Below are 24954 nucleotides of genomic sequence, written 5' to 3' on the forward strand. Positions count from 1 at the left end.
CGACTCCGAAGGAGGTGTGCCCCGTGCCCAGGCATGAAGCACCGAAGGGACTCAAGCGAGGCTGGCTCGCCTGGCGCCGCTGGCGCCGCAGCCGCCCCTTCTGGGGCGGACTCCTGGCCCTTCTGGGCGCCGTGGAGCTCTACTCCCTCCTCGGCTTCCAGATGATCTCCATCAGCGTCGTCCAGGGCGTCGGCCAAGTGGCCACCTTCGGCATCTGCCTCGGTGTCCTCGCCATGGTCGGCGTCGCCTGGTTCCAGGTCCACTTGCGCAGCATCGCCGGAATCCTCATCGTCATCGCCGGGCTTCTCTCGATGCCCCTGGCGAACCTCGGGGGCTTCGTCATCGGAATGCTGCTCATGGTGATCGGCGGAGGCCTGGTCTTCGCCTGGAACCCGCCCGGCGCCGAGGCGAAGGGCAAGAAGAAGGACCTCTGGGACGAGGCCGCCGAGGACGGGGACGACGACGCCGAGGACGACGACAGCGACGGCAGCGACGACGGTGAGCCCTCCGCGAAGGAGGACGAGCCGGAGCCGCCGCGCGAGGACAAGGGCGGACGCATGCCCAAGTCCGTGTCGGCCGCCGTCATGGCCGTCGCCCTCGGACTGTCCTTCGTCGTGGCGGCGCCCAGCGAGCCGGCCTACGCCTGGTGCCTCTTCTTCTGCGACGACGAGCCAGGAGAGGAGGAGCCGGGCGAGACCCCGAGCGAGTCGCCGTCCGAGTCCCCCTCCGAGGAGCCGGACGAGCCCGGCGACCTCCTGCCCGGGGACGAAGAGGACCCTGACGAGGAGGACGAGGCGAAGAAGGACGAGGAAGAGGAAGAGGACGATGAGGCCGCCTGCGAGCCGGAGAAGATGCCCGAGGGCCACATCGCCCCCGGTACCGAGGAGGCCGCCCTGGCCGCCGAGGTGCTCGACGAGTGCAGCAGGGACGAAGAGTACGGGGACAGGGACAAGGAGGCCGGCGCGCCCGTCGTGGCGGCCGCCGAACTCACCACGACGACGGCGGACAAGATGATCATGGAAGGGGCCTCCTACGAAGGCCTCGTCACCTTCGAGTCCGCCGACGGCCCGGTCAAGGCCATGAAGTTCACGATGGACAAACTCGTCCTGGAGAACGCCGACCAGTCCGCCCGAGTCAGGGGCACGGACGAGCGGCTGCACGTCAAGGACGCCAGCACCGTCACGGTGACCGGGAACGTCGAACTCTACGCGGTGTCGCAGGAGGGACTGGCCTTCGGCCTGCTCCCCCTGAAGGTCACCGCCGACTTCCCCCTCCCGTGGGTGCCGCCGTACCTGATGTTCACCCAGGCCGAGTCGGTCACCGCCTACTGGCAGGGCGACCTGGTCACCCTGCCGCAGATCGACAACCCCGTCGAGTAGAACGGCGCAGAAAAAGGGGGAGGAGCCTCGGCTCCTCCCCCTTTTCCCTCGCCCGGCGGACTATTCGCCCGGCGTGTTCTTCACGATGTTCATGAGGAACTCCGCGTTCGTCTGCGACTTCTTGAGCCGGTCGAGCAAGAGCTCGATGGCCTGCTGAGGCTCCAGAGAGGCCAGCACGCGGCGCAGCTTCAGCATGACCGCCTGCTCCTCGGGGCTCATCATCAGGTCGTCCTTGCGGGTCGACGACGAGTGCACGTCCACGGCCGGGTACATGCGCTTCTCCGAGATCTTGCGGTCCAGTTTGAGCTCGGCGTTGCCGGTGCCCTTGAACTCCTCGAAGATGACGGTGTCACCCATGGAACCGGTCTCCACCAGCGCGGTGGCGAGGATGGTCAGCGAACCGCCGCCCTCGATGTTGCGCGCCGCGCCGAGGAACTTCTTCGGCGGGTAGAGGGCCGTGGTGTCGATGCCGCCGGACATGATGCGTCCCGAGGCCGGCGTCGCGTTGTTGTACGCGCGGGCCAGTCGGGTGATGCCGTCCAGCAGGATCACGACGTCGTGCCCCAGCTCCACCAGGCGCTTGGCGCGCTCGATGGACAGCTCGGCCACCGTGGTGTGGTCCGACGGCGGACGGTCGAAGGTGGAGGAGATGACCTCGCCCTTGACCGAGCGCTGCATGTCGGTGACCTCTTCGGGGCGCTCGTCGACGAGCACCACCATGAGGTGGCATTCCGGGTTGTTCGTGGTGATCGAGTTGGCGATCGACTGCATGACCATCGTCTTGCCCGCCTTCGGCGGCGAGACGATGAGCGCGCGCTGCCCCTTGCCGATCGGCGTCACCAGGTCGATGACGCGGCCGGTCAGGTTGTGCGGCTCGGTCTCCAGGCGCAGGCGCTCCTGCGGGTAGAGGGGCGTGAGCTTGTAGAACTCGGCCCTCTGGCGGGCGTCCTCGGTCTCCATGCCGTTGACGGAGTCGAGGCGGACCAACGGGTTGTACTTCTCGCGGCGCTTGCCGCCCTGGTCCTCGCGGTGGGGCTTGACGGCGCCGGTCACGGCGTCGCCGCGGCGCAGCTTGTAGCGGCGCACCTGGGCCATCGAGACGTACACGTCCTCCGGTCCGGCCAGGTAGCCGGTGGTGCGGATGAAGGCGTAGTTCTCGAGGATGTCGAGGATTCCGGCGACGGGGAGCAGGTCCTCGTCGTTGTCCCGGTTGCCGCGGCGGCGGTCGTCGTCGTTGTCGTCGAACCGGTCGCGGTTGCCGCGGCGGCGGTCGGTGCGGTCGCGGCGCTTGCGGCGGTCGCGGTAGTTGCCGCGGTCCTCGAAGTCGCGCTCGCGGCGGCGACGGCGGTTGTTGTTGCCGCCCTCGTCGTCATCGCGGTCACGGTCGCGGTCGCGGTCGTTGCGCTCGGACTTCTCCGAACGGTCCTGCCGCTCCCCGCGGTCGCTCTTCTCGAAGCGTTCGCTCTTCTCAACCTTGTCGCCGGATTCGGGCTTGCCCGAACCCTTCTCGGCGCCCTCGTCCTCACGCGACCTGTCGTCGCGGACACGGCGGCGGCGAGTGCCGCGCTGGGCCGGCTCGGCGGGGGCGGACGGGGCCTCGGCCGCGTTCGCCTCCTTGTTCTCGTCGGCGGGCTTCTCGTCTACAGTGGAAGTCTTAGTGGTCTCGGGCACTGGCGGGGCCTCCTGTTCTGAGCCGCCACCGGACGTCTCAGCCGCCTCCTCGGCCGCCTTGATCGCGGTGATCAGCTCGCTCTTGCGCATCCGGCCCACGCCGGTGATGCCCATGTTGCTCGCCATCTGCTGCAGCTGAGGCATAAGCATGGAGGCCAATCCAGTACCGGGCCGGCGGCGTTTCGCGGTCGTCTTGGCAGCGCTGCTCTTCCGGTCCGACGATGTGCCGGTGGTGTCGCTCAATGGATTCCTTCCCTTAGCGGATAACTGATATCAGAAAGAAGAACGAGTTTCCGCATGGTCAAAATAGTCGCGTAGGACCAATCGATGTCGCACAGCCCGAGAGGCGCGAACGGCCTGGAAGGCTCGGTGCGGCGTTTTCGAAGGGACTTGGTGCTCCGTCTGGGACTGCTGGATACGCCCGCCCCGGGCGGAAGCGCCCGAATGCGCGACTGCTGTGATTTTATCAGCATAGCTGCCTCGATGAGGAGCTACGACACTGGGTGGATGAGCCCGGCCCAAGTGCTCCGACTCGTCCTGTCGGGCTCTCGTCTGCGTTAATGATAGCGCATTCGCGTTTATTTGCCCATAACACCCGGATTCGCCTTCTGAGACGTGTGATACGCCCCGGCGGCACCCCCATTGTACCGGGTGCCGCCTGCGTTTACTCCGACTCAGCGGACGTCGATGACCGTGGCCCCGGGGCCCGGGTCGAGCTCCGCGCGCTCCCAGCCGTCCATCTCCGGGGGCGTGCCGGTCTCCGTGTCGCACAAGGCGATGACGGTCGGTCCGGCGCCCGAGACGGCGGCGGCGTGGCCGTTGTCCCGCAGCCGGCGCACCAGCTCCCAGGTCGCGGCCCCGCCGGCGGCGCGGTAGGGCTGGTGGAGGCGGTCGGCGGTCGCCTCGAAGAGGAGGCCCGGATTGGTCGTCACGGCCTCGACCAGCAGCGCCGCCCGCGACAGGTTGAACACCGCGTCGACGAACGGGACGCTCGCCGGCAGGGCCGAGCGGGCCGCCTCGGTGAGGCCGCGCGTCGAGGGCACGTAGACGACCGGCCGGATCCGCTCGTGGACCCGCCGCGACACGGCGCGCGCGCCGGTCTCGGTCTCGTAGGCGATGGTGAAACCGCCCAGCAGGCAGGGCGCGACGTTGTCGGGGTGACCCTCGATCTCACTCGCCAGGGCGACGGCCTCCACTTCGGTCAGCCGCTGCCCGGACAGCGCGTCGGCCAGGAGCACCCCGGCGGTGATCGCCGCCGAGGACGAACCGAGGCCGCGCGCGTGCGGAATGCGGTTGACACAGTGGAGCCGGAAGTCCCGCAACGGTTCTCCCAACCGCTCCGACACGGTCCGGACGGTCGCGGCGATCAGGTGCCGCCCGTCGGTGGGAACGCCGTCGGAGTATCCCTCGATCTCCACCGCCACACCGGAACCGGCCGAGCCGCGCTCGATGGTCACGGTGTCGTGGAGGGACAGCGCCATGCCGAGGCTGTCGAAGCCCGGTCCCAGGTTGGCCGTGGTCGCCGGGGCCAGAACGGTCGCCTTGTCCGCCATCCCCTAGAGCCCCAGCGCTTCGGCGGTGGCGTCGGCGTCGACGGGGACGCTCGTCGGCTGCGGCGCGGTGGACACCGCCCAGTCGGGGTCCTTGAGCCCGTTGCCCGTCACCGTGCAGACGATCGTCTGCCCGCGGGCGACCAGGCCGGCGTCGGAGCGCTTGAGCAGGCCCGCGACCGAGGCCGCCGAGGCCAGCTCCACGAAGACGCCCTCGTTGCGCGCCAGGAACATGTAGGCGTTGTGGATCTCCCGGTCGGTGGCGGCGACGATGTCGCCGCCGCTGGCCTTCTCGACGTGGAGGGCCTTGTCCCAGGAGGCCGGGTTGCCGATGCGGATCGCGGTGGCGATCGTCTGCGGGTCGTCCACTTTGCGCCCGTCGACGATGGGCGCCGAGCCGGCCGCCTGCACGCCGAGCATGACGGGCATGCGCGTCGCGATCCCCTCCGAGCGGTCCACCTCGTAGCCCGCCCAGTAGGCGGTGATGTTCCCGGCGTTGCCGACCGGCAGCACGTGCAGGTCCGGGGCGTCGCCCAGGGCCCTGACGACCTCCCAGGCGGCGGTCTTCTGCCCTTCGATGCGGTGCGGGTTGATGTGGTTGACCAGCGTGACGGGGTACTTCTGGCTCAGCCCGTCGGCGATGGACAGGCAGTCGTCGAAGTTGCCCTGCACCTGGAGCAGCTTGGCGCCGTGGACGAGCGCCTGGGCGAGCTTGCCCAGGGCGATCTTGCCCTCGGGCACCAGCACCGCGCAGGTGATCCCGGCCCGCGCGGCATAGGCGGCCGCCGATGCCGAGGTGTTGCCGGTCGAGGCGCAGATGACGGCCTCCGAGCCGGCCTCGACGGCCTTGGAGACGGCCATGGTCATGCCGCGGTCCTTGAAGGACCCGGTCGGGTTGAGGCCCTCGACCTTGAGGTAGACGTCGCAGCCGGTCCGCTCCGACAGCGCCCGGGCCGGCACGAGCGGGGTGTTCCCCTCCAGGAGCGTGACGACCGGCGTGGCGTCGCCGACCGGGAGGCGGTCGCGGAACTCGCGGATGAGGCCCTGCCATCCGCCGGTCCGGACCTCGTCCGCCAGGGTCGGGGTTCCGACGGCGCGCGCCGCGGAACCCCCCGGCATGGAACCCTCCGACTTGTTCTCCGACATGGTCCCTAATCTCCTTCGACTCTCATGGTGGAGCTGACGCTGTGGACGAGGCTCAGCCGTTTGAGCTCGTCGAGGGTGGCGGTGAGCTGCTCGTCCGGAGCGTAGTGGGTGACGACGACCAGCTGGGCGTCCTCGCCGCGCCCGGTCTGGTGCACGGTGGCCAGCGAGACGCCGTGGTGGGCGAAGGTCGCGGCGACGCGCGCGAGCACGCCCGGCTCGTCGACGACCTCCAGGCTCACGTAGTAGCGGGTCCGGGCCTTGCCGATGGGCTTGACGGTGCGCTCGCCGTAGGCCGCCTCGGGCGGGAAGGCTCGCGCGCCCGAGCGGCGGTTGCGGGCGACGGTGACGATGTCGCCGAGCACGGCCGAGGCCGTCTCGGTCCCGCCTGCGCCGGCGCCGTAGAACATCAGCCGTCCGGCGGACTCGGCCTCGATGAACACCGCGTTGTAGGCGCCGTTGACGTTCGCCAGCGGGTGGCCCAGCGGGATCATGGCCGGGTGGACGCGCACGGAGATGCCGTCGTCGTCGCGGCTGGCGATGCACAGCGGCTTGATGACGCGCCCGGCGTCGGCGGCGGCCTTGATGTCGGCCGGGGTGAGGTCGGCGATGCCCTCGCGGTGCACATCGGACAGGTCGACGTGGGTGTGGAAGGCCAGCGAGGCGATGAGCGCCGCCTTGGCCGCCGCGTCGTAGCCGTCGACGTCGGCGGTCGGGTCGGCCTCCGCGTAGCCGAGGTCGGAGGCCTCCTGGAGCGCCTCGCCGTAGGAGATGCCCGCCTCGGACATGCGGGAGCAGATGTAGTTGGTCGTCCCGTTGACGATGCCGAGCACCTGGTTGATGGTGTCGCCCTGGAAGGAGTCCCGCAGCGGGCGCATGAGCGGGATCGCGGCGGCGGCCGCGGCCTCGTAGTAGAGGTCGGCGTTGCCCGCGCGGGCCGCGTCGGCGAGCGCGGGTCCGTCGGCGGCGAGCAGGGCCTTGTTGGCGGTCACGACGCTCTTGCCCTCGGCCAGGGCGGTGGTGATCCAGCTCTTGGCCGGTTCGATGCCGCCGGCGACCTCCACGACCACGTCGATGTCCGGCCGTTTGACCAGTCCGATCGCGTCGGTGGTGAAGAGGTCGTCGGCCACGCCGAGGTGGGAGCGGTCCTTGCCGGCGCGGCGGACGGCGATGCCGGCGATCTCGACCGTCTCTCCGACCCTGTCGGCAAGCTCCGTAGTGCGCATTCGCATGAGGCGCACGACTTCACTGCCGACGGTGCCGCATCCGAGGAGCGCGATTTTCATGGTGACTTGCCTTTCGTGAAACATGTGTCGGGACGGGCCCGGGCGGGCCGCTATCCCAGGTCGAGTCGGAGCAGGTCGTCGACCGTCTCCCGGGCGACGATGGTCCGCGCGCCCGTCTCGTCCACCGCGACCACCGGGGGTCGCGGCACGTGGTTGTAGTTGGACCCCATCGACCGGCAGTAGGCGCCCGTTCCGGGCACGGCGAGCAGGTCTCCGGGCTGGACGTCGGCGGGCAGGAACTCGTCCTTGACGATGATGTCGCCCGCCTCGCAGTGCTTGCCGACCACGCGGGAGAGCGAGGCGGCGGGGCCGCCGGCGCGGTTGGCCAGCGTGCAGGAGTAGGAGGCGTCGTAGAGGGCGGGGCGGAGGTTGTCGCTCATGCCTCCGTCGACCGAGACGTACAGGCGCGAGGCGCCCTTCCGCCGTTCCCCGCCCGGGCCGTGCTGGGCGCCGTCCGGCTTTCCGGAGAGGTGGACGGGCTTGACGGTGCCGATCTCGTAGACGGTGATCATGGCCGGGCCGATGAGCGCGCGGCCCGGTTCGATGGAGATCCGCGGCGCGGGTATGCCGGCCGCGGCGGACTCCCGGTCGATGATGCGGCGCAGGGCCTCCGCTATGACGGCCGGTTCCTCGGGGTCGTCCTGGCTGGTGAGGGCCATTCCGTAGCCGCCGCCGAGGTCGAGTTCGGGCAGTTGGACGCGGTAGTCCTCCTGGAGCTTCGCCTGGAGGCGCACGGCGCGCTGCGCGGAGACCTCGAAGGCGGAGGTGTCGAAGATCTGGCTGCCGATGTGGGTGTGCAGGCCGAGCAGTTCGAGGGCGCCGCCGTCGAGGATGCGGGCGGCCGCCTCGTAGGCGTCGCCGTCGGCGAGGCTGAAGCCGAACTTCTGGTCCTCGTGGGCGGTGGCGATGTACTCGTGGGTGTGGGCCTCGACGCCGACGTTGACGCGGACCATGACCTTGGGCCTGACGCCCGTCTCCCCGGCCAGGCGCTCGAGGCGCTCGATCTCGGTGAGGGAGTCGACGACGATCCGGCCGACGCCGTGCTTGAGGGCGGCCTCCAGCTCGCCGAGGGACTTGTTGTTGCCGTGCAGGCCGATGTCCGCGGGGTCGATGCCGGCGGCCAGGGCCACGGCGAGCTCGCCCTCGGTGCAGACGTCGACCTTGAGGCCGTACTCGCTCGCGATCTTGAGGACGGCCTTGGAGCAGAAGGCCTTGGAGGCGTAGAAGACGTCGGCGAAGTCGAAGGCCTCGGCCCAATCCGCGCAGCGGGAGCGGAAGTCGCCCTCGTCGAAGAGGTAGGCGGGGGTCCCGAACTCGCGGACCAGGTCGGGGACCTTGTGGCCGGCCATTTCGAGGGCGCCGTCGGCTCCGCGTTTCACGTTGCGCGGCCACAGGTAGCTGTGCAGCTCGTTGACGTCCTCGGGGACGGCCAGCCAGGCCGGCCGCAGCGAGGCGAAGTCACCGTGCAGGGCTCCGGCTTCGTGCGCGCGCATAGTCTTGATTCTTTCCGTTCGTCGGTCGTCGGGCGAGTGCGGATCGTAGGGCGGGACGCTCACAGGTTAGCCTGCCGCCTCGCCGCTCCGCTGAGTCGAGTATGTCGTGTCCACCATGTGGATCGCGCAGAAATGTGGCCTATCCCGCAGAAACCGCCGGATAGGCCACAGTTTGAGAAGTTCTTCCCGTGTCGCTACATCCTGTCCGGCGCGCTGACTCCCAGCATATGGAGCGCGTTTTTGAGCGTCACCCGGGTGGCCTCGACCAGCCAGAGGCGGGCGAGGTTCGTGTCCGTGAACGTCTCGTCGGCGCGCGGGATGACGCGGCAGGCGTTGTAGAAGCGGTGGTAGGCGCCGGCTAGGTCCTCGGCGTAGCGGGCGATGCGGTGGACCTCCCTGAGCTCCGCCGCCCCGGCCACGACCTTGGGGAACTCGGCCAGGGCCTTGAGCAGGTCGACTTCGCGCTCGTGGGTGAGCTTCGACGCGTTGTACGTCCCGCCCAGGATGATGCCCTGTTCGGCGGCGTTGCGGATGATGCTGGAGATGCGCGAGTGGGCGTACTGGACGTAGTAGACCGGGTTGTCGCTGGAGTGCTTGGTCCACTGGTCGATGTCCAGGTCGATGGACGTGTCCATGGAGTAGCGGGCCAGCGCGTAGCGGGTGGCGTCCACGCCGAGCTGCTCGATGATGTCGTCGAGGGTGACGACCGTGCCGGCGCGCTTGGACATGCGCACGGGCTTGCCGTCCCTGACGAGGTTGACGAACTGGCCGATGAGGATCTCCAGGCGGTCGGCGTCGTCGCCGAAGCACTGCACCATGGCCTTCATGCGGCCCACGTAGCCGTGGTGGTCGGCGCCGAGCACCAGGATCACGTGCTCGAATCCGCGCTTCCTCTTGTCGAGGTAGTAGGCGCAGTCGGCGGCGAAGTAGGTCCACGCGCCGTCGGACTTCTTCAGCGGGCGGTCCTTGTCGTCGCCGAAGGTGGACGTCCGCAGCCAGGTGGCGCCGTCCTTCTCGTAGACGTGGCCGGCCTTGGCGAGCGTCTCGAGGGCGGCGTCGAGGGCGCCCTCGTCGTGCAGGTCGCGCTCGTTGAAGTAGACGTCGAACTCGACGCCGAAGTCCGCCAGGGACTTCTTGATGTCGTCGAACATCAGCTCGATGCCCTGGGTGCGGAAGACCGTCTGCGGGTTGGGCCCCTCCAGGACCTCGGGGTTCCGGTCGACGATCGCCTGGGCGATGTCGTCGATGTAGGCGCCCGCGTAGCCGTCCTCCGGAACGGGGCGGCCCTGCGCGGCGGCGTAGAGGGACTCGGCGAAGCGGTCGATCTGGGCTCCGGCGTCGTTGAAGTAGTACTCCTGGACGACGTCGGCGCCGGAGGCCTCCATGGTGCGCGCCAAGGCGTTTCCGACCGCGGCCCAGCGGGTCCCTCCGAGGTGGACGGGGCCGGTCGGGTTGGCGGAGACGAACTCGAGGTTGACGCGCTCGCCGGCCATGGCCGTGTTGGTGCCGTAGCGGGGGCCCTGGGCGACGATGCTTCCGGCGATCTCTCCGGCCGCCCCGGCGGCCAGGGTGATGTTGAGGAAGCCGGGCCCGGCCAGCTCGACCTTGGCGATGCCGGAGTCGCCGGTCAGTTCGGCGGCGATCCGCTCGGCCAACTGCCTCGGGTTGGTTCCGGCCTTCTTGGCGACCTGGAGCGCCAATGTCGAGGCGTAGTCGCCGTGCTCCGGGTTTCGGGGTCGCTCCACAGCGGTCGTCGCGGGGAGGAGCGACGCGTCTAGGCCGGCGGCGTTGAAGGCCGCGGCGGCGGCGGACAGGACCTTTTCTGCGAGCGTTTCTGGAGTCACGGTAAAAGGGTACCCGCCGCCTCCTCCGCCCCGCCGGTTCGGGCGCGGCAGAATGCCCGAAGTCGCATGCCGCCGACCGGGCGCCCCTACACTGGTCCCATGAAGATAGGAGAACTATCGCAGGTGACCGGCGTCCCGGTGGCTACCGTCAAGTACTACATCCGCGAGGGCCTGCTCCCCCACGGCGAGGAGACCGGCGACCGCAGCGTGTCGTACGGGCAGGGGCACAAGCACCGCCTGGAACTGATCCGCACCCTGGCCGAGACCACCGAGCTGACCATCGCGCAGATCAAGGAGGTCCTCGACGCCATGGCGCGGTTCACCGGCAATGTGCACCAGGCGCTCGCGGCGAGCCTGGCGGTGACGCACAAGAGGATCGAGTCCACCGTCCAGTCCGACGCCGCCCCGCACCTGGCCGAGCACGCCGTGGACCGGATCCTCGCCGCGCACGACTGGACCGAGTTCACTCCGCCCGACTATCGGGAGACCCTCGTGTCGGTCCTGTCGGACTACTTCGCCCTGGGCTATCCGGAGGCCTCCGACATCACCGACATCCTCGCCGACGCGGCGGAGCAGTTGGCCGAGGCCGACCTGGAGACGATCGACGCGGTCGGCACCGGCACCGAGTTCACCACGGAGTGGGCCGTCTCGTCCGTCCTCATGAGCGAGACGCTCCTGTCGACCCTCCGCCGTATCGCGCACACCGCCGCGAGCGCGCGGCACCAGACCGGAGAGAGCCGTCCCGGCGGGCGGGCCGAGGACTGACCGGTGCCGCACCGCCGACCGAGTTCCCCGCCGACACACCCGTAGCCGTCGATCCCCTTCCCCGCCTTGATGATCACTGTCAGTAGCACTGCCGGAACATCTCTGAGTATGGGGACGCCTCCCCGTCAGCGCGTCGCCATCCCCCTTTCCCCCAGGGAATCTCCCCTTCGCCCCCTCGCTCCTCCGCCGAAAGTATGAGTCCCCCGTATGGCGTGCGAGCCACGTTTTCCCTGTTCAATCGGCGCAAAAGGGCCTCTTGTCCCCTTTCGTCCCCGGGGGCGTGTAGAGCTTTTCACAACCCCCTTGCCGGGCCCTGGAAGCGCCAGTAGGGTCGGGCCTCGTTCCGATCGGGAAGCAGCGGGCCACCAGGACCCACCCGGCCGGACCGCCGAACCAGACGGCGATCCCGACGCCCCGAACCGTCGGGGAATCGCCAGGACCGGGGACCCACCCGGCCGGAGGACTCACCTCCCGGCCATCCCGGGGTGAATCCCGCCGGCCTCGCGCAGAGGCCGGAGGGTAGGGCCAATCCTCATCTGCCCGAACCCGTCAGCTAACCCGGTAGGCGGAAGACGAGGAAGGGCTCAATCGAGTGCCAAGCCAGCAAGCCGAACACCGCGCCCCCCGCGAGAAATCCATCTTCATCCGCCGCTCCGTGGCGGCCCTCGGGACCGGTCTCGTGGGCCTCTCGAGCGTCACCCTCCTCGGCGCCTCCCCCGCCGCCGCGGACGGAGCCGACAAGACCCCCGACAGCGGGGAGAAGTCCGTCGAGTCCGTGGACTACGGCGACATGTCCTCCAAGGACATCCAGAAGCACGTCGACGGGCTCACCGGACGGTTCGAGGACCTCAAGGGAGAGATCGAGGACGTGCAGGGCGACATCGACCAGAACCGCGAGATCGTCGACGACGCCTCCGAACTGCTCGGAAACGACAAGTCCACCCTCGACATCGCCGCGGCCACCGTGACCGACGACGAGCTCAGCTTCACGGAGAAGGTCTCGCACCTGTTCGACTTCGACGGCAAACTGACCGAGAAGCGCGACAACGCCACCGAGGCCGCCGCCGAGATCGAGGCCCTCCAAGGGCGCGTCCAGGAGACCAAGGACCGCCTCTCCGACCTGACCGGCGAGATCCAGACCGCCCGGGCGGCCTACGACGACGCCAAGAAGGCCGAGGACGAGGCAAAGAAGAAGAAGGCCGAAGAGGAGGCCGCCCGCAAGGCCGCGGAGGAAGAGGCCGAGGCCGCCGCCGAGGCCGAGGCCGCCGCCGCCGCGGAGGCCGAGCAGAGCTCCTCGTCGGACTCCGACTCCGGTTCCTCCTCCGCCGACGGCACCGTCTCCTACGACGCCCAGACCGGCAACGCCGTGGCGGACTTCGCGCTCGCCCAGCAGGGCAAGCCGTACGTCTTCGGCGCTTCGGGACCCAACGCCTTCGACTGCTCCGGACTGGTGAGCGCGGCCTACTCCGCCGCGGGCATCGGCGTCTCGGGCAACACCTGGGCGCTGTGGGACCAGACCCAGTCGATCGGCCGCGGCGACCTGCAGGCCGGCGACCTCGTGTTCTACAACGGCCAGAGCCACGTCGGCATCTACGTCGGCAACGGCCAGGTCGTCCACGCCCCGCAGCCGGGCGAGTCGGTCAAGGTCTCCTCGGTCGACATGATGGGCATCGACGGCTACAAGCGCGCCTAGCGCGACCAGTCGCCGCGGTTCCGCCCGGCGACCCGCGTTCGCGATCCACGTTCGGGCGATGGGGTCGGAGCTTCCCGCTCCGGCCCCGTCGCCTTTCGCGTTCGCGCCCGACGTCTTCGGCGTACCCGCACCAGGCGGCCTCCGTGTCCGGCGTGGCCGTCGCCGGTCGTCAGGTCACCAATCCCCGTCCACTTCGACCAGCAATCGGTCGAGGGACTCGGTCATCTCCCCGCACGCTCCGCGGCCCTTCTCCGTGATGACGCAGTAGGCGCCACGGCTGTCCTCGGGGCAGAGGTCGCGGTAGGCGTATCCGCGCTCTTCGAGGCGGGGAACCATCCTGGTGATCGAGCTCTGGTTCACGCCGAGCTTCCGGGCGAGGCCCTGCATGCGCAGCTCGCCGTCCTCCGACTCCGCTACGGCGCGCAGCGCCCGGTAGTCGAGCATCCCCATGCCGAAGTCTTTTCTGAGCAGCGCCGACATCCTCTTGTCCACGCGTTCGCGCCGTTCGGCCGTGTCCAGCCACGTTCCGATGTCCACGGGGACCTCCTTCGTTGACTCGTGCCCGCCCCCATGCTACATTGTTGCTTGCGCAAACAATATTTGCTTGCGCAAGCAAAATTCTCGGCAGACGCCACAGAGGAGGACACCATGACCGACCGCACCGCTCCCCGCCACATCACCGCCGTCGCCATCGAACCCGACTGGTACGAGCCCTACGCCATCAGCCAGGCCATGCGGGCCGGCGACACCGTCTACGTCTCGGGCCAGGCCGGCATAGACGAGAACGGCAGGACCGTCTCGGAGGACTTCGGCGACCAGATGCGCCGGGCTGTCGCCAACATCGAACGCGTCCTGACCGAGACCGGGGCCTCGCTCCGCGACATCGTGAAGGTGACGATCATGGTCACCGACATGGCGAACCTCGACACGGTCGTCGCGATCCGCAGGGAGGTCTTCACCGAGCCCTACCCCGCCGACAACCTGCTGCAGGTGGCCGCCCTCGCCTCGCCCGAGTGGAAGGTCGAGATCGACGCCGTCGCCGTGCTCCCCGAAGAAGACCGCTGAACCGGCCCGCCGCCCCGACGGCCGACCACGGCGAAGACGCGACAACGGTGAGGGCCCGGTCCGCCACCGCGGACCGGGCCCTCACCCTCCAAGTCTCATATGATGACGCCGAGCCGTCGGGCCCGGCGGTACGTCAGGCCGCCTCGGCCAGGATCTGGTCGTTGGCCAGTTCCTTCAGCCGCGCCAGCGCCTGGATCTCCAGCTGGCGGATGCGCTCGCGGGAGAGGTGGAAACGGTGCGCCACCTCGGTCAGCGAGTGCTCCCGGCCGTCCTCCAGCCCGTAGCGGGCCTTCACGATGCCGGCCGAGCGCTCGTCCAGGTGGTTGAGCATCATCTCGATCCTCTGACGCTCCAGCCCGGCGAGCACCAGCTCCTCCGGCCCCGGCTCGTCCGAGTCGGCCACCAGGTCGCCCAGGTTCGTGTCGCCGTCGTCGCCGATCGGCGTGTCGAGCGAGACGGTGTCCTGGCTCCAGCGGATCAGCTCGTTGACGCGCTCGACGGTCACGCCCAGCGCCTTCGCGACCTGCTCCGGGTCCGGGTCGCCGCCCAGCTCGCGGGTGAGCTGGCGGGTCACGTTGCGCATGCGGTTGACGTCCTCGACCAGGTGCACCGGAAGGCGGACGGTGCGCTCCTGCTGAGCGATCGCACGGCTGATGGCCTGGCGGATCCACCAGGTGGCGTAAGTGGAGAACTTGTATCCGCGGGCGTAGTCGAACTTCTCGACCGCGCGGACCAAGCCCGTGTTGCCCTCCTGGATCAGGTCCAGCATCGGCATGCCCGAGCGCACGTAGCGGCGGGCGATCGACACGACCAGACGCAGGTTGGCCTTGATGAACTGCTCCTTGGCGCGGGCACCCTCTTGGACTAGGCGATTGAGGTCCTTATCACTCGCGTCGTCGTGGGCTTTGCCCTCTTTGAGCAGGTAGTGTGCGTAGAGTCCCCCTTCGATGGCTTTCGCCAGATCGACCTCGGCGGCGGCGTCCAACAACGGCGTCCGGGAGATCTCATGCAGGTAGACACCTACCAGGTCTCGCTCTTCAGCGACCTCTTGGGTGGTAAGAGTGGGTGTAGTGTTGTTTTCCACGCTCAAGGTCTCCTCTAGGTTCTCGTCCCCCCGCGCCAATCAAGTGGCGCACCTGTTACAACGACCGTGCAACCACCGGGAATTCCGCGACCGGGGTGTCGTATACACCACCAGTACCCCATCTCCGCCACCGTTCGGACGTACCGCGCGCACTTCTTACTTTACGCTCTCGGTCGCCTCTCGTCGGCGGCGGCTTCTCAACCTGCGCCGTTTTCCCCCTCCGTCACCGTGCGGAGCGGATTCTTCGTCCGCACGGTGGCCGTCGGCCCGGAAAAGCGCTATCTTCTTAAGAAGCCTTTGAGGTTTCAGTAGCTCCGTCCTTGGATGCTGCCCGATTTCACCGGCTTGAGCACGTGCTCGATACCCTGACGAAATCAACGGCCGACCATGACGCCGGTATTCCTGAATTTCCACGGTGATCGCCCTCACGGGCATTCCGGCGGGAATGAACAGGTCAAACTCCCCGGCCGGATCATCGCCGCTGTGCTGCGGCCCGCCTCGTCGCGGTCCTCGCTCCCTAGAAGTACACGCGCTGAAATGCGCTGAAGTTGAGAGCTGTTTATATTGCGGCACCAATCACGTACTTTACCATTATATGGACCCCGGCAAAAGGATCGACCCGCCATAAGGACCCCGGTATGTGACCGAGAATATACGGAATCGTCATGTCACGCGCGCTCCGCTCCCGCCCGCCCCGTCCCGGCGTCCTCCGCCCCCGCCGCGGGCACCGCGTAGAGTTGCCCTGTGAGCAACAGAGAGATCAGCCCCAAGGCCGACCGCCTCGTATGGGTGGACTGCGAGATGACCGGGCTCGACCCCGACACCGAGACCCTCATCGAGATCGCCGCCGTCGTCACCGACGCCGACCTCGTGCCCCTGGACGAGGGCATCGACATCATCGTCCACGCCGAGGACTCCCTCCTCGACGCCATGGACCCCGTCGTCCAGAAGATGCACCGCGACTCCGGACTCACCGAAGAGGTCCGCGCCTCCACCGTCACCCTCGCCGAGGCCGACAAGGCCGTCACCGACTACGTGCGCCGCTTCGTCCCCGACGCCAGGGTCGCCCCTCTGTGCGGCAACTCCATCGCCACCGACCGCCTCTTCATCCGCAAGTACCTGCCGGAGCTGGAAGAGCACCTGCACTACCGGATGATCGACGTCTCCAGCGTCAAGGAGCTGACCCGCCGCTGGTACCCGCGCGTCTACCACAACCAGCCCGCCAAGGGCATGGCCCACCGCGCGCTCGCCGACATCCTGGAGAGCATAAACGAGCTGGCCTACTACCGCAGGACGGTCTTCGTCGACGAGCCCGGGCCGTCGAGCGACGAGGCTGCGAAGGCCGCCGAGGCCGTGTCGGAGGGGCGGAACTGACCGCCGCGACAGCGCCGGCGGGACCGCGCGGACGAGGACCGGAGCGGGCTGAGACGCCGAACACGCACCCCGGTGCGGCGCCCCGGTTCTCCACTGGCTATCATTGTTTCGCGTCAGAACGTCGTGGCGAAACGGCGGACTGCGAATGGCGGTCGTAGCTCAGTAGGTAGAGCACCTGGTTGTGGTCCAGGATGTCGCGGGTTCAAATCCCGTCGATCGCCCCAAGTCAAAGGCCGAGGCCGGAGCGGAAGCTCCGGCCTCGGCCTTTTTGTCAACAATAGGTCGGGGATCGGCCCCGGGGACGAGACCGGGGCGGCGGAGTGCAGCAATCCTCCACCGCCCCTTTGGACTTGTCCCGTGATGCCGGAACCCCTCCTCCTCCCGGCCGCCCGCAGCAAAGGGCGACTCGAACCGGAGGTGGAGCATTCTGCCCTCCGAGTGTTGAAGGGGCCGGACCGGCCGGCCCCTTCCCGGTGTTCGCGAGGGGCTCGCGAAGGGTGATCGTTCCGAGAGGGTCGGGGTTCAAGCGCTACAAGAGATACTCTACGAGCCGCCTTCACAAATCCTTCATAAACGCGTCATCAGCGCCGAGCCCCCGGACAAACGAAGAATCCCCCTGCGAACAGGGGGATTCGACGGCGGATCGTCCTAACGGCGGTTCTTCTGCGCCCTGCGGAGACGCTGCTTCCGCTTCTCCTCCCGCCACCACGGGCGGATGATGCTCCGCTCCGCCAGCGTCAGCGCCCCGCCGACGACGAGGAGCGGGACCAGCGGGTAGAGGAACCAGTACGCCTGGGTGCTGCCGCTGACAAGGAGAATGACCGTCCAGATGCCGAACGTCGTCGCCGCCGGAATGCCCAGGCCGAACCACACCCACTTGATCCAGGCGGGGGTGCCGTCCTCACCGCCCGAAGCGCCTCCGGCCAGGATGCGCTGGTAGGGCGGGAGATCCGCCAGCAGCCGCTCGGCCTCGCCCAGCGTCCGCGCGTCGAGGACGCGCTCCACGCGCTTCTCGTACTCGTCGAGGTCCAGATAGCCCTCCTGGACCGATTCGTTCAACAGGGAGTCCAGCAGTGCCTTCTCGCGATGGCCCAACCGGGTCTCTGGCACCGATCGGGCGAAGGCGTACTCGTCGCCGCCGGATCTCTGGAGGTCTTTCGCCATGGGGTTCCGCCTTAGCAGTCTCTGCGCTTGTTCTTCGAGTTCATGAGCCGGGCCACCCCGACGAACAGGGTCGGGATGATGACCCAGACCGGCCAGAATCCGGCCACCTGGCCGGAGCTGAGGACGGAGGCCAGCCAGATGGACGTCGTGATGCCGCCGCCCCAGATGAGGGGCTGGAACGCCTCGAGGACGGTGACGTTCTCGTCGTCCTCGTCCTCGTCGTCCTCCTCGCGGTCGAGGACCTCGCCCTCGCGGGCTCCGCCGCGTGCTTCGGGTTCCCTCTTGACGACGGTCCCGGCCCCGGGCAGGTTCACGGGCAGGTCGTCGAAGATCAGTTCGAGCTCCGCGCGGGTCTTGGACTCGTAGACCTGCTGGGAGCGCTCGTCGAACTCGCCGATGGTCAGTCGGCCCTCCGCGACGCTTTCCCGCAGGAGTTCGACCGCCGCTTCCCGGTCGGCGTCCGAGATGCGCAGTCTTCCGGGGTCAGTGGACATGGACCCAGTATGACATCGACGCCCGCCGAGCAGAAGACGTCACCGAGACATTAACGTGTGATGTCACACTGACGCCTCGTTTCATTCCTCGGCCTGTTCGCTGCTGCTGGTCAACCAGATCGCCAGGGACACCGCGAAGAGGACCGACAGCGGCCAGACGGGCCAGAAGTACGTGGGAGCACGGTCATTGGTGATCCAGATGGCGAACCACACGGCCGTCGAGAGCCCTCCGCCCCAGATGAACGGCGACATGGCGTAGCGCAGCGGCACCCGCTTCTTGTCCTTGCGGGCCGCCTCCGTCTCGGAGGCCTCCACCATCAGCTTGCCGTTCTTGTACACGTGGCCGTCCCGTACGGAGACGTTCATGGCGCCTATCTGGAGCTCCCGCACTTCGGGCACGTCGCTGCGTCCTTGCGGGGCGTCGACGGGCAGGTCGTCGAAGACCAGGTCCAGCTCCCCCTGGGTCTTGGCGTCGTACACCTGGGAGGAGCGGTCCTCGAACTCGGAGAGCGTCAGACGGCCGTCTCCGGTGGCCTCGCGGAGGCGCTCGACGGCGACGTCCCTCTCCGCGTCGGCGATGCGGATTCTACCGGGGTCAGAAGTCATGCACTCAGTATGGCATCACGGTCCCGGCCCCTTCTCGCTCGTCCGGCCCGCCCGAAGGCCGGCCACGCTCTGCCGCGCAAGGCATCGCGCGGGGTCCGACGCCCGTCCCGGGGCGTCGACCGCAACCGGGGAGTCGCGTCCCCTAAGCGTCGGAGTCACCGCTGCGGCCGCTGCCGAACCAGTAGGCGACGGAGAACAGGAGGCCCAGTACGATCCCGAAGACCGGATAGAACGGCGCCGGCTCGCCCTGCTGGAGGCTGTAGCCGATCCAGCCGGCGGTGGACAGGCCGCCGAAGAAGTAGAAGGGGATCAGCGCCCTGCCGACCGATACGCGCCGCTTGCCCGGGCTCCGCCGATCGGTGGAAGACGGTCCTTCCGGGAGGTCCTCCACCAGTCCCCGGAGTTCGGCCCTGGTCTTGAGGCGGTAGGCTTCCGCCGACCGGTCCTCGAACTCGGCGAGGGTCAGCCGGCCCTCTCCGGCCGCCTCACGGAGCAGTTCGACGGCCTCTTCGCGCTCGGCGTCGGAGACGCGGACGCGGTCTGGGAGATTGTCCGACATGTCCCCCAGTCTGGCACAGTGCGTTCAGCTTTCGTTGCGCGCCATGGCGGAAGCCAGGTCGCCCAGTTCCGAGACGCCGCCGTCGGGAGCGGTCAGCACCCAGATCCCGTCGCTCAGCAGGGCGATGCTGTGCTCGGTGTGCGCGGCGACGGACCCGTCGGCGGTCACGATGGTCCACTGGTCCTCCAGCTCCGCCGTGTCCGGCGAGCCCAGCGTGATCATCGGCTCGATGGCCAGGCACATGCCCGGCTTGAGTTTGGGGCCGTCGTTCGGCTCGCCGTAGTTGAGGATGTGGGGGTCCTGGTGCATCTCGGTGCCGATGCCGTGGCCGCCGAAGCCCTCCACAATGCCGTATTCCCCCGCGCCGTCGACGGTCGTCTCGATGGCGTTGGAGATCCCTCCGAGGCGCTTGGAGGTCGCCGCGGCGCGGATGCCGGCCCACATGGACGCGTCGCAGACGCGGTGGAGCTCGCGGACCTCCGGGGCGACATCCCCGATCTCGATGGTGATGGCGGCGTCGCCGTGCCAGCCGTCGACGATCGCGCCGACGTCCACGGAGATGACGTCGCCGTCCTTGAGGACCTGGTCCTCGGCCGGGATGGCGTGGACGACCTGTTCGTTGATCGAGGAGCAGATGGAGCCCGGGTAGGGGCCCCATCCGATGTCGTAGCCCTTGAAGGAGGGGACGCCGTCGGCCGACCGGATGGTCTCCTCGGCGATGCGGTCCAGTTCCGCCGTCGAGACGCCCGGGGCGGCGGCGTTCCTCACGGCCTCGTGCACGTCGGCGACCACCAGGCCCGCCTTGCGCATCTTGCGGATCTGCTCGGTGGTCTTGATCTGGATGTTCTGGCGACGGCGGAACAATGGACCGGCTTTCTAATCCTGGAGGCTAGGCGGACTGGAGGGAGTCGAGGGCGCGCTTGGTGACCTCGTCGAGCTCCCCGACGGCGTCGATGCTCTTGAGCTTGCCCTGTTTCGCGTAGAAGTCGATGATCGGGGCGGTCTCGTCGCGGTAGACGGCGAGGCGGTCGCGGACGACCTCCTCGGTGTCGTCGGAGCGCTGGGTCAGGTGCTCGACCTCGTCGGCCGGCGGCGGGTTGAACTCCAGGTGGTAGATCTTGCCGGTCTTGGAGGAGGTCCGGCGGCCGGTGATGCGGCTGACCAGGAGGTCCTCGGGGACCTGGAGCTCCAGCACGGTGTCCACGGCGAGGCCGTCCTCGGAGAGGATCTTGTCCAGGTGCTCGGCCTGCTCGGAGTTGCGCGGGTAGCCGTCGAGCAGGAATCCGTTCTTCGCGTCGTCCTGGGACAGGCGGTCGGCGATCATCCGGTTGGTGACCTCGTCGGGCACGAGCTTTCCGGCGTCGATATAGCTCTTGGCCTCCTGGCCGAGGGGGGTGCCGCCCTTGATGTTGGCGCGGAAGATGTCGCCGGTCGAGATGGCGGGGATGCCGAGGCGCTCGGCGATGACGCCGGCCTGGGTGCCCTTGCCGGCCCCGGGCGGTCCTACCAGTACGAGTCGCACAGAAGATTCCTTCCCTCTACGTCTTTGACGTTCTTAAACGTATAGCCCCGGGCCGCCGAGTGTCGACCGACCTGCGGGTTGTATGGCATATCTATCTCGTCCCGGACGGACGGAGGCCGCCACGACACGCGTGGCGGCCTCTCGGAGTCTCGGGTGTACTACCGCAGGAATCCCTGGTAGTGACGCTGCTCCAGCTGGGACTCGATCTGGCGGACCGACTCGAGGCCGACGCCCACCATGATGAGCACGGAGGTGCCGCCGAACGGGAACTGCGCGAACAGCTGCTGGTTGCCCATGACCACGATCGCCAGGTTCGGCAGGACCGCGATGATGGCCAGGTAGAGCGAGCCGGGGAAGGTCAGGCGCGACAGGACCTGCTGCAGGTACTTCGCGGTGGGGTTGCCGGGGCGGACGCCCGGGATGAACCCGCCGGCCTTCTTCATGTTGTCGGCGATGTCGTCGGCGCGGAACGTGATGGACACGTAGAAGTAGGTGAAGAAGATGATCATCATGGCGTACAGCGAGATGTAGATCCACGAGCCCTGGTCGGTCAGGTGGCGGCTGACGAACTGGACCCAAGCGGAGTCGCTGTCCTGGTTCAGTTGCAGCAGGAGCGTCGGGATGTACAGCAGCGAGGAGCCGAAGATGACGGGGATGACGCCGGCCTGGTTGACCTTGATCGGGATGTAGGTCGAGGTGCCGCCATACATGCGCCGGCCGATCATCTTCTTGGCGTACTGCACCGGGATGCGGCGCTGCGACTGCTCGATGAAGATGACCGCCACCAGGATGGCGATGCCGATCGCGACGATGATGCTGAACATGAACCAGCCCTCGGCCTCCTTGAGGCCCCAGAACTGGCTCGGCAGCGCCGAGGCGATGGAGGCGAAGATCAGGAGGCTCATGCCGTTGCCGACGCCGCGCTCGGTGACCTGCTCGCCGAACCACATGATCATGGTCGTGCCGGCGACCATGACGGCCACGACGGTCACGATGGACATCCAGAAGGGGATCCCCTTGTCCGACAGGTCCGGCAGCATGCCCGGGCAGGCCTGCCCGAAGAGCGTGCCGTTGCGCGCCAAGGCTATATAGCCGGAGGCCTGGAGCGCGGCGAGCCCGATGGTCAGGTAGCGCGTGTACTGGGTGATCTTGGCCTGCCCCGGCTGCCCCTCCTTGCGCAGCTGTTCGAGGCGCGGGATCACGACCGTCAGCAGCTGCATGATGATGGAGGCGGTGATGTAGGGCATCACGCCGAGCGCGAAGACCGAGAGCTGCAGCAGGGCGCCACCGGTGAACAGGTTCAGGACCCCGAAGATGTTCCCGTCGGCGTCTCCGTTCTGGAGCGGCGCGACGCACTGCTGGACTGTCGCGTAGTCGATACCCGGAGACGGCGTCTGCGCTCCGAGCCGGTACAACGCGATGATGAACAGCGTGAACAGGATCTTCTTGCGCAAATCGGGGGTTTTGAACGCGCTCACAAAGGCGGAGAGCAAGGCATTTCCTCCTGGTTGGGACCCCCGGTCGGGGTCCTTTACGAACCACGGCCTGGTGGGGTACCCGGCCGACCGAATCGGGCTGGTTGGTGGTCAGGGAACTCGGCGTCCGGCGACACTCCGTTCCCGTCGCCGAGCCTAGCAGGTGGCTGGTGTCGCAGTACACCCGCCCTACTTGGTAAGAACGAGCTCGGCCACGTTCGGTTACGGTCCGATTGCCTTTACGGCACAAGAAAAAGCGGCCGGGACCAGGCCCGACCGCCTTCGCGTGAAGTAACCCACACTCTAAGTGCGGGAACAGTTCACGTCCTAGATGCTCTCGCAGGTGCCGCCGGCGGCGGTCACCTTCTCGTTGGCCGAGGCGCTGAACGCGTGGGCCTTGAGGTCGAACTTGACGCCCTCGAGGTCGCCCTGTCCGAGAACCTTGACGCGCTCGTTCTTGTTGAGCACGCCCTTGGCGATCAGCTCCTCCGGGCCGACCTGGCCGCCCTCGGGGAAGAGCTCCACGAGGCGGTCGAGGTTGACGACCTGGAAGACGACCTTGTTGTGCGGCTTGAAGCCCTTGAGCTTCGGCAGACGGATCTGCAGCGGCATCTGGCCGCCCTCGAAGCCGGCCGGCACGCCCTTGCGAGCCCTGGTGCCCTTGGTACCGCGGCCCGCGGTCTTGCCCTTCGAGGCCTCACCGCGACCCACACGGGTCTTCTCGGTCTTGGAGCCCGGGGCCGGGCGGAGGTCGTGAATGCGGATGGACATTAGTTGGCCACCTCCTCGACGTCGACCATGTGGCTGACGACGGCGATCATTCCGCGCACCTCGGGGGTGTCCGGACGGACGACCGAGTGGCGGATCCGGTGAAGACCGAGGGCCTTGATCGTCCCACGCTGCTTCGGAGTCCGGTTGATGAGCGAACGGGTCTGGGTGATCTTGAGTTCTGCCATTTCTCCCATTCCCCCTTACGCCTGCACGGCCTGAGCGGCCTCGGCGCGCGCACGGAGCAGGCCGGCCGGAGCGATGTCCTCCAGCGGCATGCCACGGCGGGCGGCGACGGCCTCCGGGCTCTCGAGCTGCTTCAGCGCGTCAACGGTCGCGTGAACGATGTTGATCGCGTTGGAGGAACCCAGCGACTTCGACAGGATGTCGTGGATTCCGGCGCACTCGAGCACGGCGCGGACCGGACCGCCGGCGATGACACCGGTACCGGCCGAGGCGGGCTTGAGCATGACGACGCCGGCGGCATCCTCACCCTGGACCGGGTGGGGGATGGTTCCGCCGATGCGCGGAACGGCGAAGAAGCTCTTCTTGGCCTCTTCGACGCCCTTGGCGATCGCGGAGGGGACTTCCTTGGCCTTGCCGTAACCGACACCGACCTTGCCCTCGCCGTCGCCGACGACTACCAGGGCGGTGAAGGTGAAGCGACGTCCACCCTTGACCACCTTGGCGACGCGGTTGATGGTGACGACGCGCTCGATGTGCGGGGACTTCTCGGCCCCGCCGCGGCCGCCGTCACGGCGGGAACGGCGCTTGCCGTCCTTACCGCCCTGTTGCTTTTCATCAGCCACTGGACTGATCCTTCCTAGTGCTAAACGCCGGCCCCTCTCGCCGGGCGCACGCCCGGCCGGGGATTCCGACTCGCTGTGTGTTCGCGGGCCTCGAAGCCTCGAACGAGGCGGCCCGGGGAGTGCGCCCGAGGGCGCACATCTCCCCATTATGCCTTGTCAATCGCGGCGGAGGGGCACCGGGGCCGGGTGATCTCGACTACGGCGGCCCTCCGGTCCCGACCCGGCGCGCTCGTCCGGCACGGCGGCCCGGGATCGGCCGCCCTCCGGGCCCGCTCAGGCCTGGACGTGCTTCTCAAGGTCGTCCAGGATCATGTTCGCGGCGGTGACGCCGATGCCGGTCATCCACACCTCGTCGTCGATGTTGAAGGACCGGCCCTCCCCGACGGCGGTCATGGAGGTCCACAGCGCGCTCTGCGTCGTCTCGCCCTGCGCCTTCTCCGCGTCCTCGCCGTAGGCGGTGTAGAAGAGGTAGTCGGCGTCGGCCCGGTCGATCTCCTCGGCGGAGAGCCGCCCGAAGCGGCGGTCCTCCGCGCCCTCCATCTCCTGCAGCTCGGTGCGGGCCAGTCCGGTGTCGGCCACGACGATGCCGCTGAAGCCCTCGGGGCCGTAGTAGCGGATGTGGTCGGGCATGAAGCGCACGATGGACACCGTGGTCTCGGACGGGTCGCCCAGCGACTGCCCGAACTCCTCGGCGCGCCGCTCGTAGGCGGCGAGCTTCTGCTCGGCCTCCTCCTTCTTCCCCAGCGCGTCGCCGTCGAGGAGGAAGTTCTCCTTCCAGGTGACGCCCACGTTCTCGGTGAAGACGGTCGGGGCGATGGCGGTGAGCTCGTCGTAGAACTGCTCCTGGCGGAACTGGGTGCCGAGGATCAGGTCGGGCCGCAACTGCTCGATCTTCTCCAGGTCGGGGTCGGTCAGCGTGCCGACGGTCTCGACGCCCTCGAGGCCGTCGAGGTAGCCGGGCAGTTCCGTCTCTCCGGCGCGCGCCGCGCCGACCGGCGTGACCCCGAGGGTGAGGGCGGTGTCGATCTTGTCGGTGTCGAGGACGACGACCTTCTCCGGGTTCTGGGGGATCTCGACCTCGCCCATGACAGTGTCCAGGGTGCGCGTGGCACCGGAGGCGGAACCGTCGTCGGTCCCTCCCCCGCAGGCTCCGAGCCCGAGGGCCGCGACGGCGATCAGCGCCGCTCCCATGGCGTTTCTTCTCCGCATG

At 68.4% G+C, this 24954-nt stretch carries 24 protein-coding genes, 1 tRNA gene and 1 riboswitch; of the genes, 6 read left to right on the top strand and 19 right to left on the bottom strand.

What is annotated here, in order from left to right; translation table 11 throughout:
- Window positions 1-23: 23 nt before the first annotated feature.
- Window positions 24-1379 carry a DUF6114 domain-containing protein gene (locus tag ACFTE1_RS14650; protein WP_380620836.1) on the top strand — a complete coding sequence of 452 codons (1356 nt, stop codon included), beginning with the start codon at window positions 24-26 and terminating at the stop codon, window positions 1377-1379.
- 60 nt (window positions 1380-1439) lie between these two features.
- On the opposite strand, the gene rho is transcribed toward ACFTE1_RS14650, so the two are convergent.
- From rho to argS, 6 genes are all read right to left on the bottom strand, one after another.
- The gene (gene rho / locus ACFTE1_RS14655; protein ID WP_449329519.1) at window positions 1440-3200 is read right to left on the bottom strand and encodes a transcription termination factor Rho; all 1761 of its coding nucleotides are present in this window, start codon (window positions 3198-3200) and stop codon (window positions 1440-1442) included.
- Window positions 3201-3724: 524 nt separating this feature from the next.
- On the bottom strand, window positions 3725-4603 hold the full coding sequence (gene thrB, locus ACFTE1_RS14660; protein ID WP_380620840.1) for a homoserine kinase: 879 nt from the start codon (window positions 4601-4603) through the stop codon (window positions 3725-3727).
- A gap of 3 nt (window positions 4604-4606) precedes the next feature.
- On the bottom strand, window positions 4607-5719 hold the full coding sequence (gene thrC, locus ACFTE1_RS14665) for a threonine synthase (RefSeq protein ID WP_380621688.1): 1113 nt from the start codon (window positions 5717-5719) through the stop codon (window positions 4607-4609).
- 32 nt (window positions 5720-5751) lie between these two features.
- A complete protein-coding gene (locus ACFTE1_RS14670) occupies window positions 5752-7029 on the bottom strand; it encodes a homoserine dehydrogenase (protein ID WP_380620842.1) in 1278 nt (425 codons plus the stop codon).
- Window positions 7030-7079: 50 nt separating this feature from the next.
- The gene (lysA, locus tag ACFTE1_RS14675) at window positions 7080-8522 is read right to left on the bottom strand and encodes a diaminopimelate decarboxylase (RefSeq protein WP_380620844.1); all 1443 of its coding nucleotides are present in this window, start codon (window positions 8520-8522) and stop codon (window positions 7080-7082) included.
- Between the two features lie 194 nt (window positions 8523-8716).
- The gene (gene argS, locus ACFTE1_RS14680; protein ID WP_380620846.1) at window positions 8717-10366 is read right to left on the bottom strand and encodes an arginine--tRNA ligase; all 1650 of its coding nucleotides are present in this window, start codon (window positions 10364-10366) and stop codon (window positions 8717-8719) included.
- 99 nt (window positions 10367-10465) lie between these two features.
- Between argS and ACFTE1_RS14685 the strand changes: the two genes are divergently transcribed.
- Window positions 10466-11131 (top strand): MerR family transcriptional regulator, encoded by a 666-nt coding sequence (locus tag ACFTE1_RS14685; protein ID WP_380620848.1) that lies wholly within the window; start codon window positions 10466-10468, stop codon window positions 11129-11131.
- A 402-nt stretch (window positions 11132-11533) separates the two neighbouring features.
- Window positions 11534-11714, top strand: a riboswitch (cyclic di-AMP (ydaO/yuaA leader).
- A gap of 9 nt (window positions 11715-11723) precedes the next feature.
- Window positions 11724-12824, top strand: a complete 1101-nt coding sequence (locus tag ACFTE1_RS14690; RefSeq protein WP_380620850.1) for a C40 family peptidase — start codon at window positions 11724-11726, stop codon at window positions 12822-12824.
- Window positions 12825-12998: 174 nt separating this feature from the next.
- Here ACFTE1_RS14690 and ACFTE1_RS14695 read toward each other — a convergent pair whose 3' ends face one another.
- Window positions 12999-13361 (bottom strand): MarR family winged helix-turn-helix transcriptional regulator, encoded by a 363-nt coding sequence (locus ACFTE1_RS14695; RefSeq protein ID WP_380620852.1) that lies wholly within the window; start codon window positions 13359-13361, stop codon window positions 12999-13001.
- A 111-nt stretch (window positions 13362-13472) separates the two neighbouring features.
- Between ACFTE1_RS14695 and ACFTE1_RS14700 the strand changes: the two genes are divergently transcribed.
- Window positions 13473-13889, top strand: a complete 417-nt coding sequence (locus ACFTE1_RS14700; RefSeq protein WP_380620854.1) for a RidA family protein — start codon at window positions 13473-13475, stop codon at window positions 13887-13889.
- Window positions 13890-14022: 133 nt separating this feature from the next.
- Here ACFTE1_RS14700 and ACFTE1_RS14705 read toward each other — a convergent pair whose 3' ends face one another.
- A complete protein-coding gene (locus ACFTE1_RS14705) occupies window positions 14023-14979 on the bottom strand; it encodes a sigma-70 family RNA polymerase sigma factor (protein ID WP_380620856.1) in 957 nt (318 codons plus the stop codon).
- Window positions 14980-15717: 738 nt separating this feature from the next.
- Between ACFTE1_RS14705 and orn the strand changes: the two genes are divergently transcribed.
- Both orn and ACFTE1_RS14715 read left to right on the top strand, forming a co-directional pair.
- Window positions 15718-16347: an oligoribonuclease gene (gene orn, locus ACFTE1_RS14710; RefSeq protein ID WP_380620858.1), complete on the top strand. Its 630-nt coding sequence runs from the start codon at window positions 15718-15720 to the stop codon at window positions 16345-16347.
- A gap of 148 nt (window positions 16348-16495) precedes the next feature.
- Window positions 16496-16571, top strand: a tRNA-His gene (locus tag ACFTE1_RS14715).
- 424 nt (window positions 16572-16995) lie between these two features.
- Here ACFTE1_RS14715 and ACFTE1_RS14720 read toward each other — a convergent pair.
- From ACFTE1_RS14720 to ACFTE1_RS14770, 11 genes are all read right to left on the bottom strand, one after another.
- Window positions 16996-17511, bottom strand: a complete 516-nt coding sequence (locus ACFTE1_RS14720; RefSeq protein ID WP_380620860.1) for a DUF1707 SHOCT-like domain-containing protein — start codon at window positions 17509-17511, stop codon at window positions 16996-16998.
- An 11-nt stretch (window positions 17512-17522) separates the two neighbouring features.
- Window positions 17523-18005 (bottom strand): DUF1707 SHOCT-like domain-containing protein, encoded by a 483-nt coding sequence (locus ACFTE1_RS14725; RefSeq protein ID WP_380620862.1) that lies wholly within the window; start codon window positions 18003-18005, stop codon window positions 17523-17525.
- A gap of 81 nt (window positions 18006-18086) precedes the next feature.
- The gene (locus tag ACFTE1_RS14730) at window positions 18087-18611 is read right to left on the bottom strand and encodes a DUF1707 SHOCT-like domain-containing protein (RefSeq protein ID WP_380620864.1); all 525 of its coding nucleotides are present in this window, start codon (window positions 18609-18611) and stop codon (window positions 18087-18089) included.
- 142 nt (window positions 18612-18753) lie between these two features.
- On the bottom strand, window positions 18754-19170 hold the full coding sequence (locus tag ACFTE1_RS14735; protein ID WP_380620866.1) for a DUF1707 SHOCT-like domain-containing protein: 417 nt from the start codon (window positions 19168-19170) through the stop codon (window positions 18754-18756).
- A gap of 24 nt (window positions 19171-19194) precedes the next feature.
- Entirely contained in the window at window positions 19195-20034 is an 840-nt protein-coding gene (map, locus tag ACFTE1_RS14740; RefSeq protein ID WP_380620868.1) for a type I methionyl aminopeptidase, read from the bottom strand.
- Between the two features lie 25 nt (window positions 20035-20059).
- Window positions 20060-20692 (bottom strand): adenylate kinase, encoded by a 633-nt coding sequence (locus tag ACFTE1_RS14745; RefSeq protein WP_380620870.1) that lies wholly within the window; start codon window positions 20690-20692, stop codon window positions 20060-20062.
- A gap of 158 nt (window positions 20693-20850) precedes the next feature.
- On the bottom strand, window positions 20851-22185 hold the full coding sequence (gene secY / locus ACFTE1_RS14750; protein ID WP_380620872.1) for a preprotein translocase subunit SecY: 1335 nt from the start codon (window positions 22183-22185) through the stop codon (window positions 20851-20853).
- A 309-nt stretch (window positions 22186-22494) separates the two neighbouring features.
- The gene (rplO, locus tag ACFTE1_RS14755; RefSeq protein ID WP_380620874.1) at window positions 22495-22938 is read right to left on the bottom strand and encodes a 50S ribosomal protein L15; all 444 of its coding nucleotides are present in this window, start codon (window positions 22936-22938) and stop codon (window positions 22495-22497) included.
- Window positions 22938-23123, bottom strand: coding sequence for a 50S ribosomal protein L30 (rpmD, locus tag ACFTE1_RS14760; RefSeq protein WP_380620876.1), 186 nt, complete (start codon window positions 23121-23123; stop codon window positions 22938-22940). Before rpmD ends, rplO begins: the two co-directional genes overlap by 1 nt.
- A 15-nt stretch (window positions 23124-23138) precedes the next feature.
- A complete protein-coding gene (rpsE, locus tag ACFTE1_RS14765) occupies window positions 23139-23753 on the bottom strand; it encodes a 30S ribosomal protein S5 (RefSeq protein ID WP_380621691.1) in 615 nt (204 codons plus the stop codon).
- Window positions 23754-24017: 264 nt separating this feature from the next.
- The gene (locus tag ACFTE1_RS14770) at window positions 24018-24953 is read right to left on the bottom strand and encodes an ABC transporter substrate-binding protein (protein ID WP_380620878.1); all 936 of its coding nucleotides are present in this window, start codon (window positions 24951-24953) and stop codon (window positions 24018-24020) included.
- Window position 24954: the final 1 nt, after the last annotated feature.

It is taken from the genome of Salininema proteolyticum (genome assembly GCF_042685645.1).
GTDB lineage: Bacteria > Actinomycetota > Actinomycetes > Mycobacteriales > Micromonosporaceae > Salininema > Salininema proteolyticum.

Bases quoted from the DNA above. Each gene is read 5' to 3' on its own strand.
- ACFTE1_RS14685 (WP_380620848.1), top strand. From the start codon at position 10,466: ATGAAGATAGGAGAACTATCGCAGGTGACCGGCGTCCCGGTGGCTACC.
- ACFTE1_RS14735 (WP_380620866.1), bottom strand. From the start codon at position 19,170: ATGTCGGACAATCTCCCAGACCGCGTCCGCGTCTCCGACGCCGAGCGC.
- thrC (WP_380621688.1), bottom strand. From the start codon at position 5,719: ATGCCGGGGGGTTCCGCGGCGCGCGCCGTCGGAACCCCGACCCTGGCG.
- rho (WP_449329519.1), bottom strand. From the start codon at position 3,200: ATGCTTATGCCTCAGCTGCAGCAGATGGCGAGCAACATGGGCATCACC.
- ACFTE1_RS14725 (WP_380620862.1), bottom strand. From the start codon at position 18,005: ATGTCCACTGACCCCGGAAGACTGCGCATCTCGGACGCCGACCGGGAA.
- rpmD (WP_380620876.1), bottom strand. From the start codon at position 23,123: ATGGCAGAACTCAAGATCACCCAGACCCGTTCGCTCATCAACCGGACT.
- ACFTE1_RS14720 (WP_380620860.1), bottom strand. From the start codon at position 17,511: ATGGCGAAAGACCTCCAGAGATCCGGCGGCGACGAGTACGCCTTCGCC.
- ACFTE1_RS14700 (WP_380620854.1), top strand. From the start codon at position 13,473: ATGACCGACCGCACCGCTCCCCGCCACATCACCGCCGTCGCCATCGAA.
- lysA (WP_380620844.1), bottom strand. From the start codon at position 8,522: ATGCGCGCGCACGAAGCCGGAGCCCTGCACGGTGACTTCGCCTCGCTG.
- ACFTE1_RS14670 (WP_380620842.1), bottom strand. From the start codon at position 7,029: ATGAAAATCGCGCTCCTCGGATGCGGCACCGTCGGCAGTGAAGTCGTG.
- thrB (WP_380620840.1), bottom strand. From the start codon at position 4,603: ATGGCGGACAAGGCGACCGTTCTGGCCCCGGCGACCACGGCCAACCTG.
- ACFTE1_RS14770 (WP_380620878.1), bottom strand. From the start codon at position 24,953: ATGCGGAGAAGAAACGCCATGGGAGCGGCGCTGATCGCCGTCGCGGCC.
- rplO (WP_380620874.1), bottom strand. From the start codon at position 22,938: ATGTCCATCCGCATTCACGACCTCCGCCCGGCCCCGGGCTCCAAGACC.
- ACFTE1_RS14730 (WP_380620864.1), bottom strand. From the start codon at position 18,611: ATGACTTCTGACCCCGGTAGAATCCGCATCGCCGACGCGGAGAGGGAC.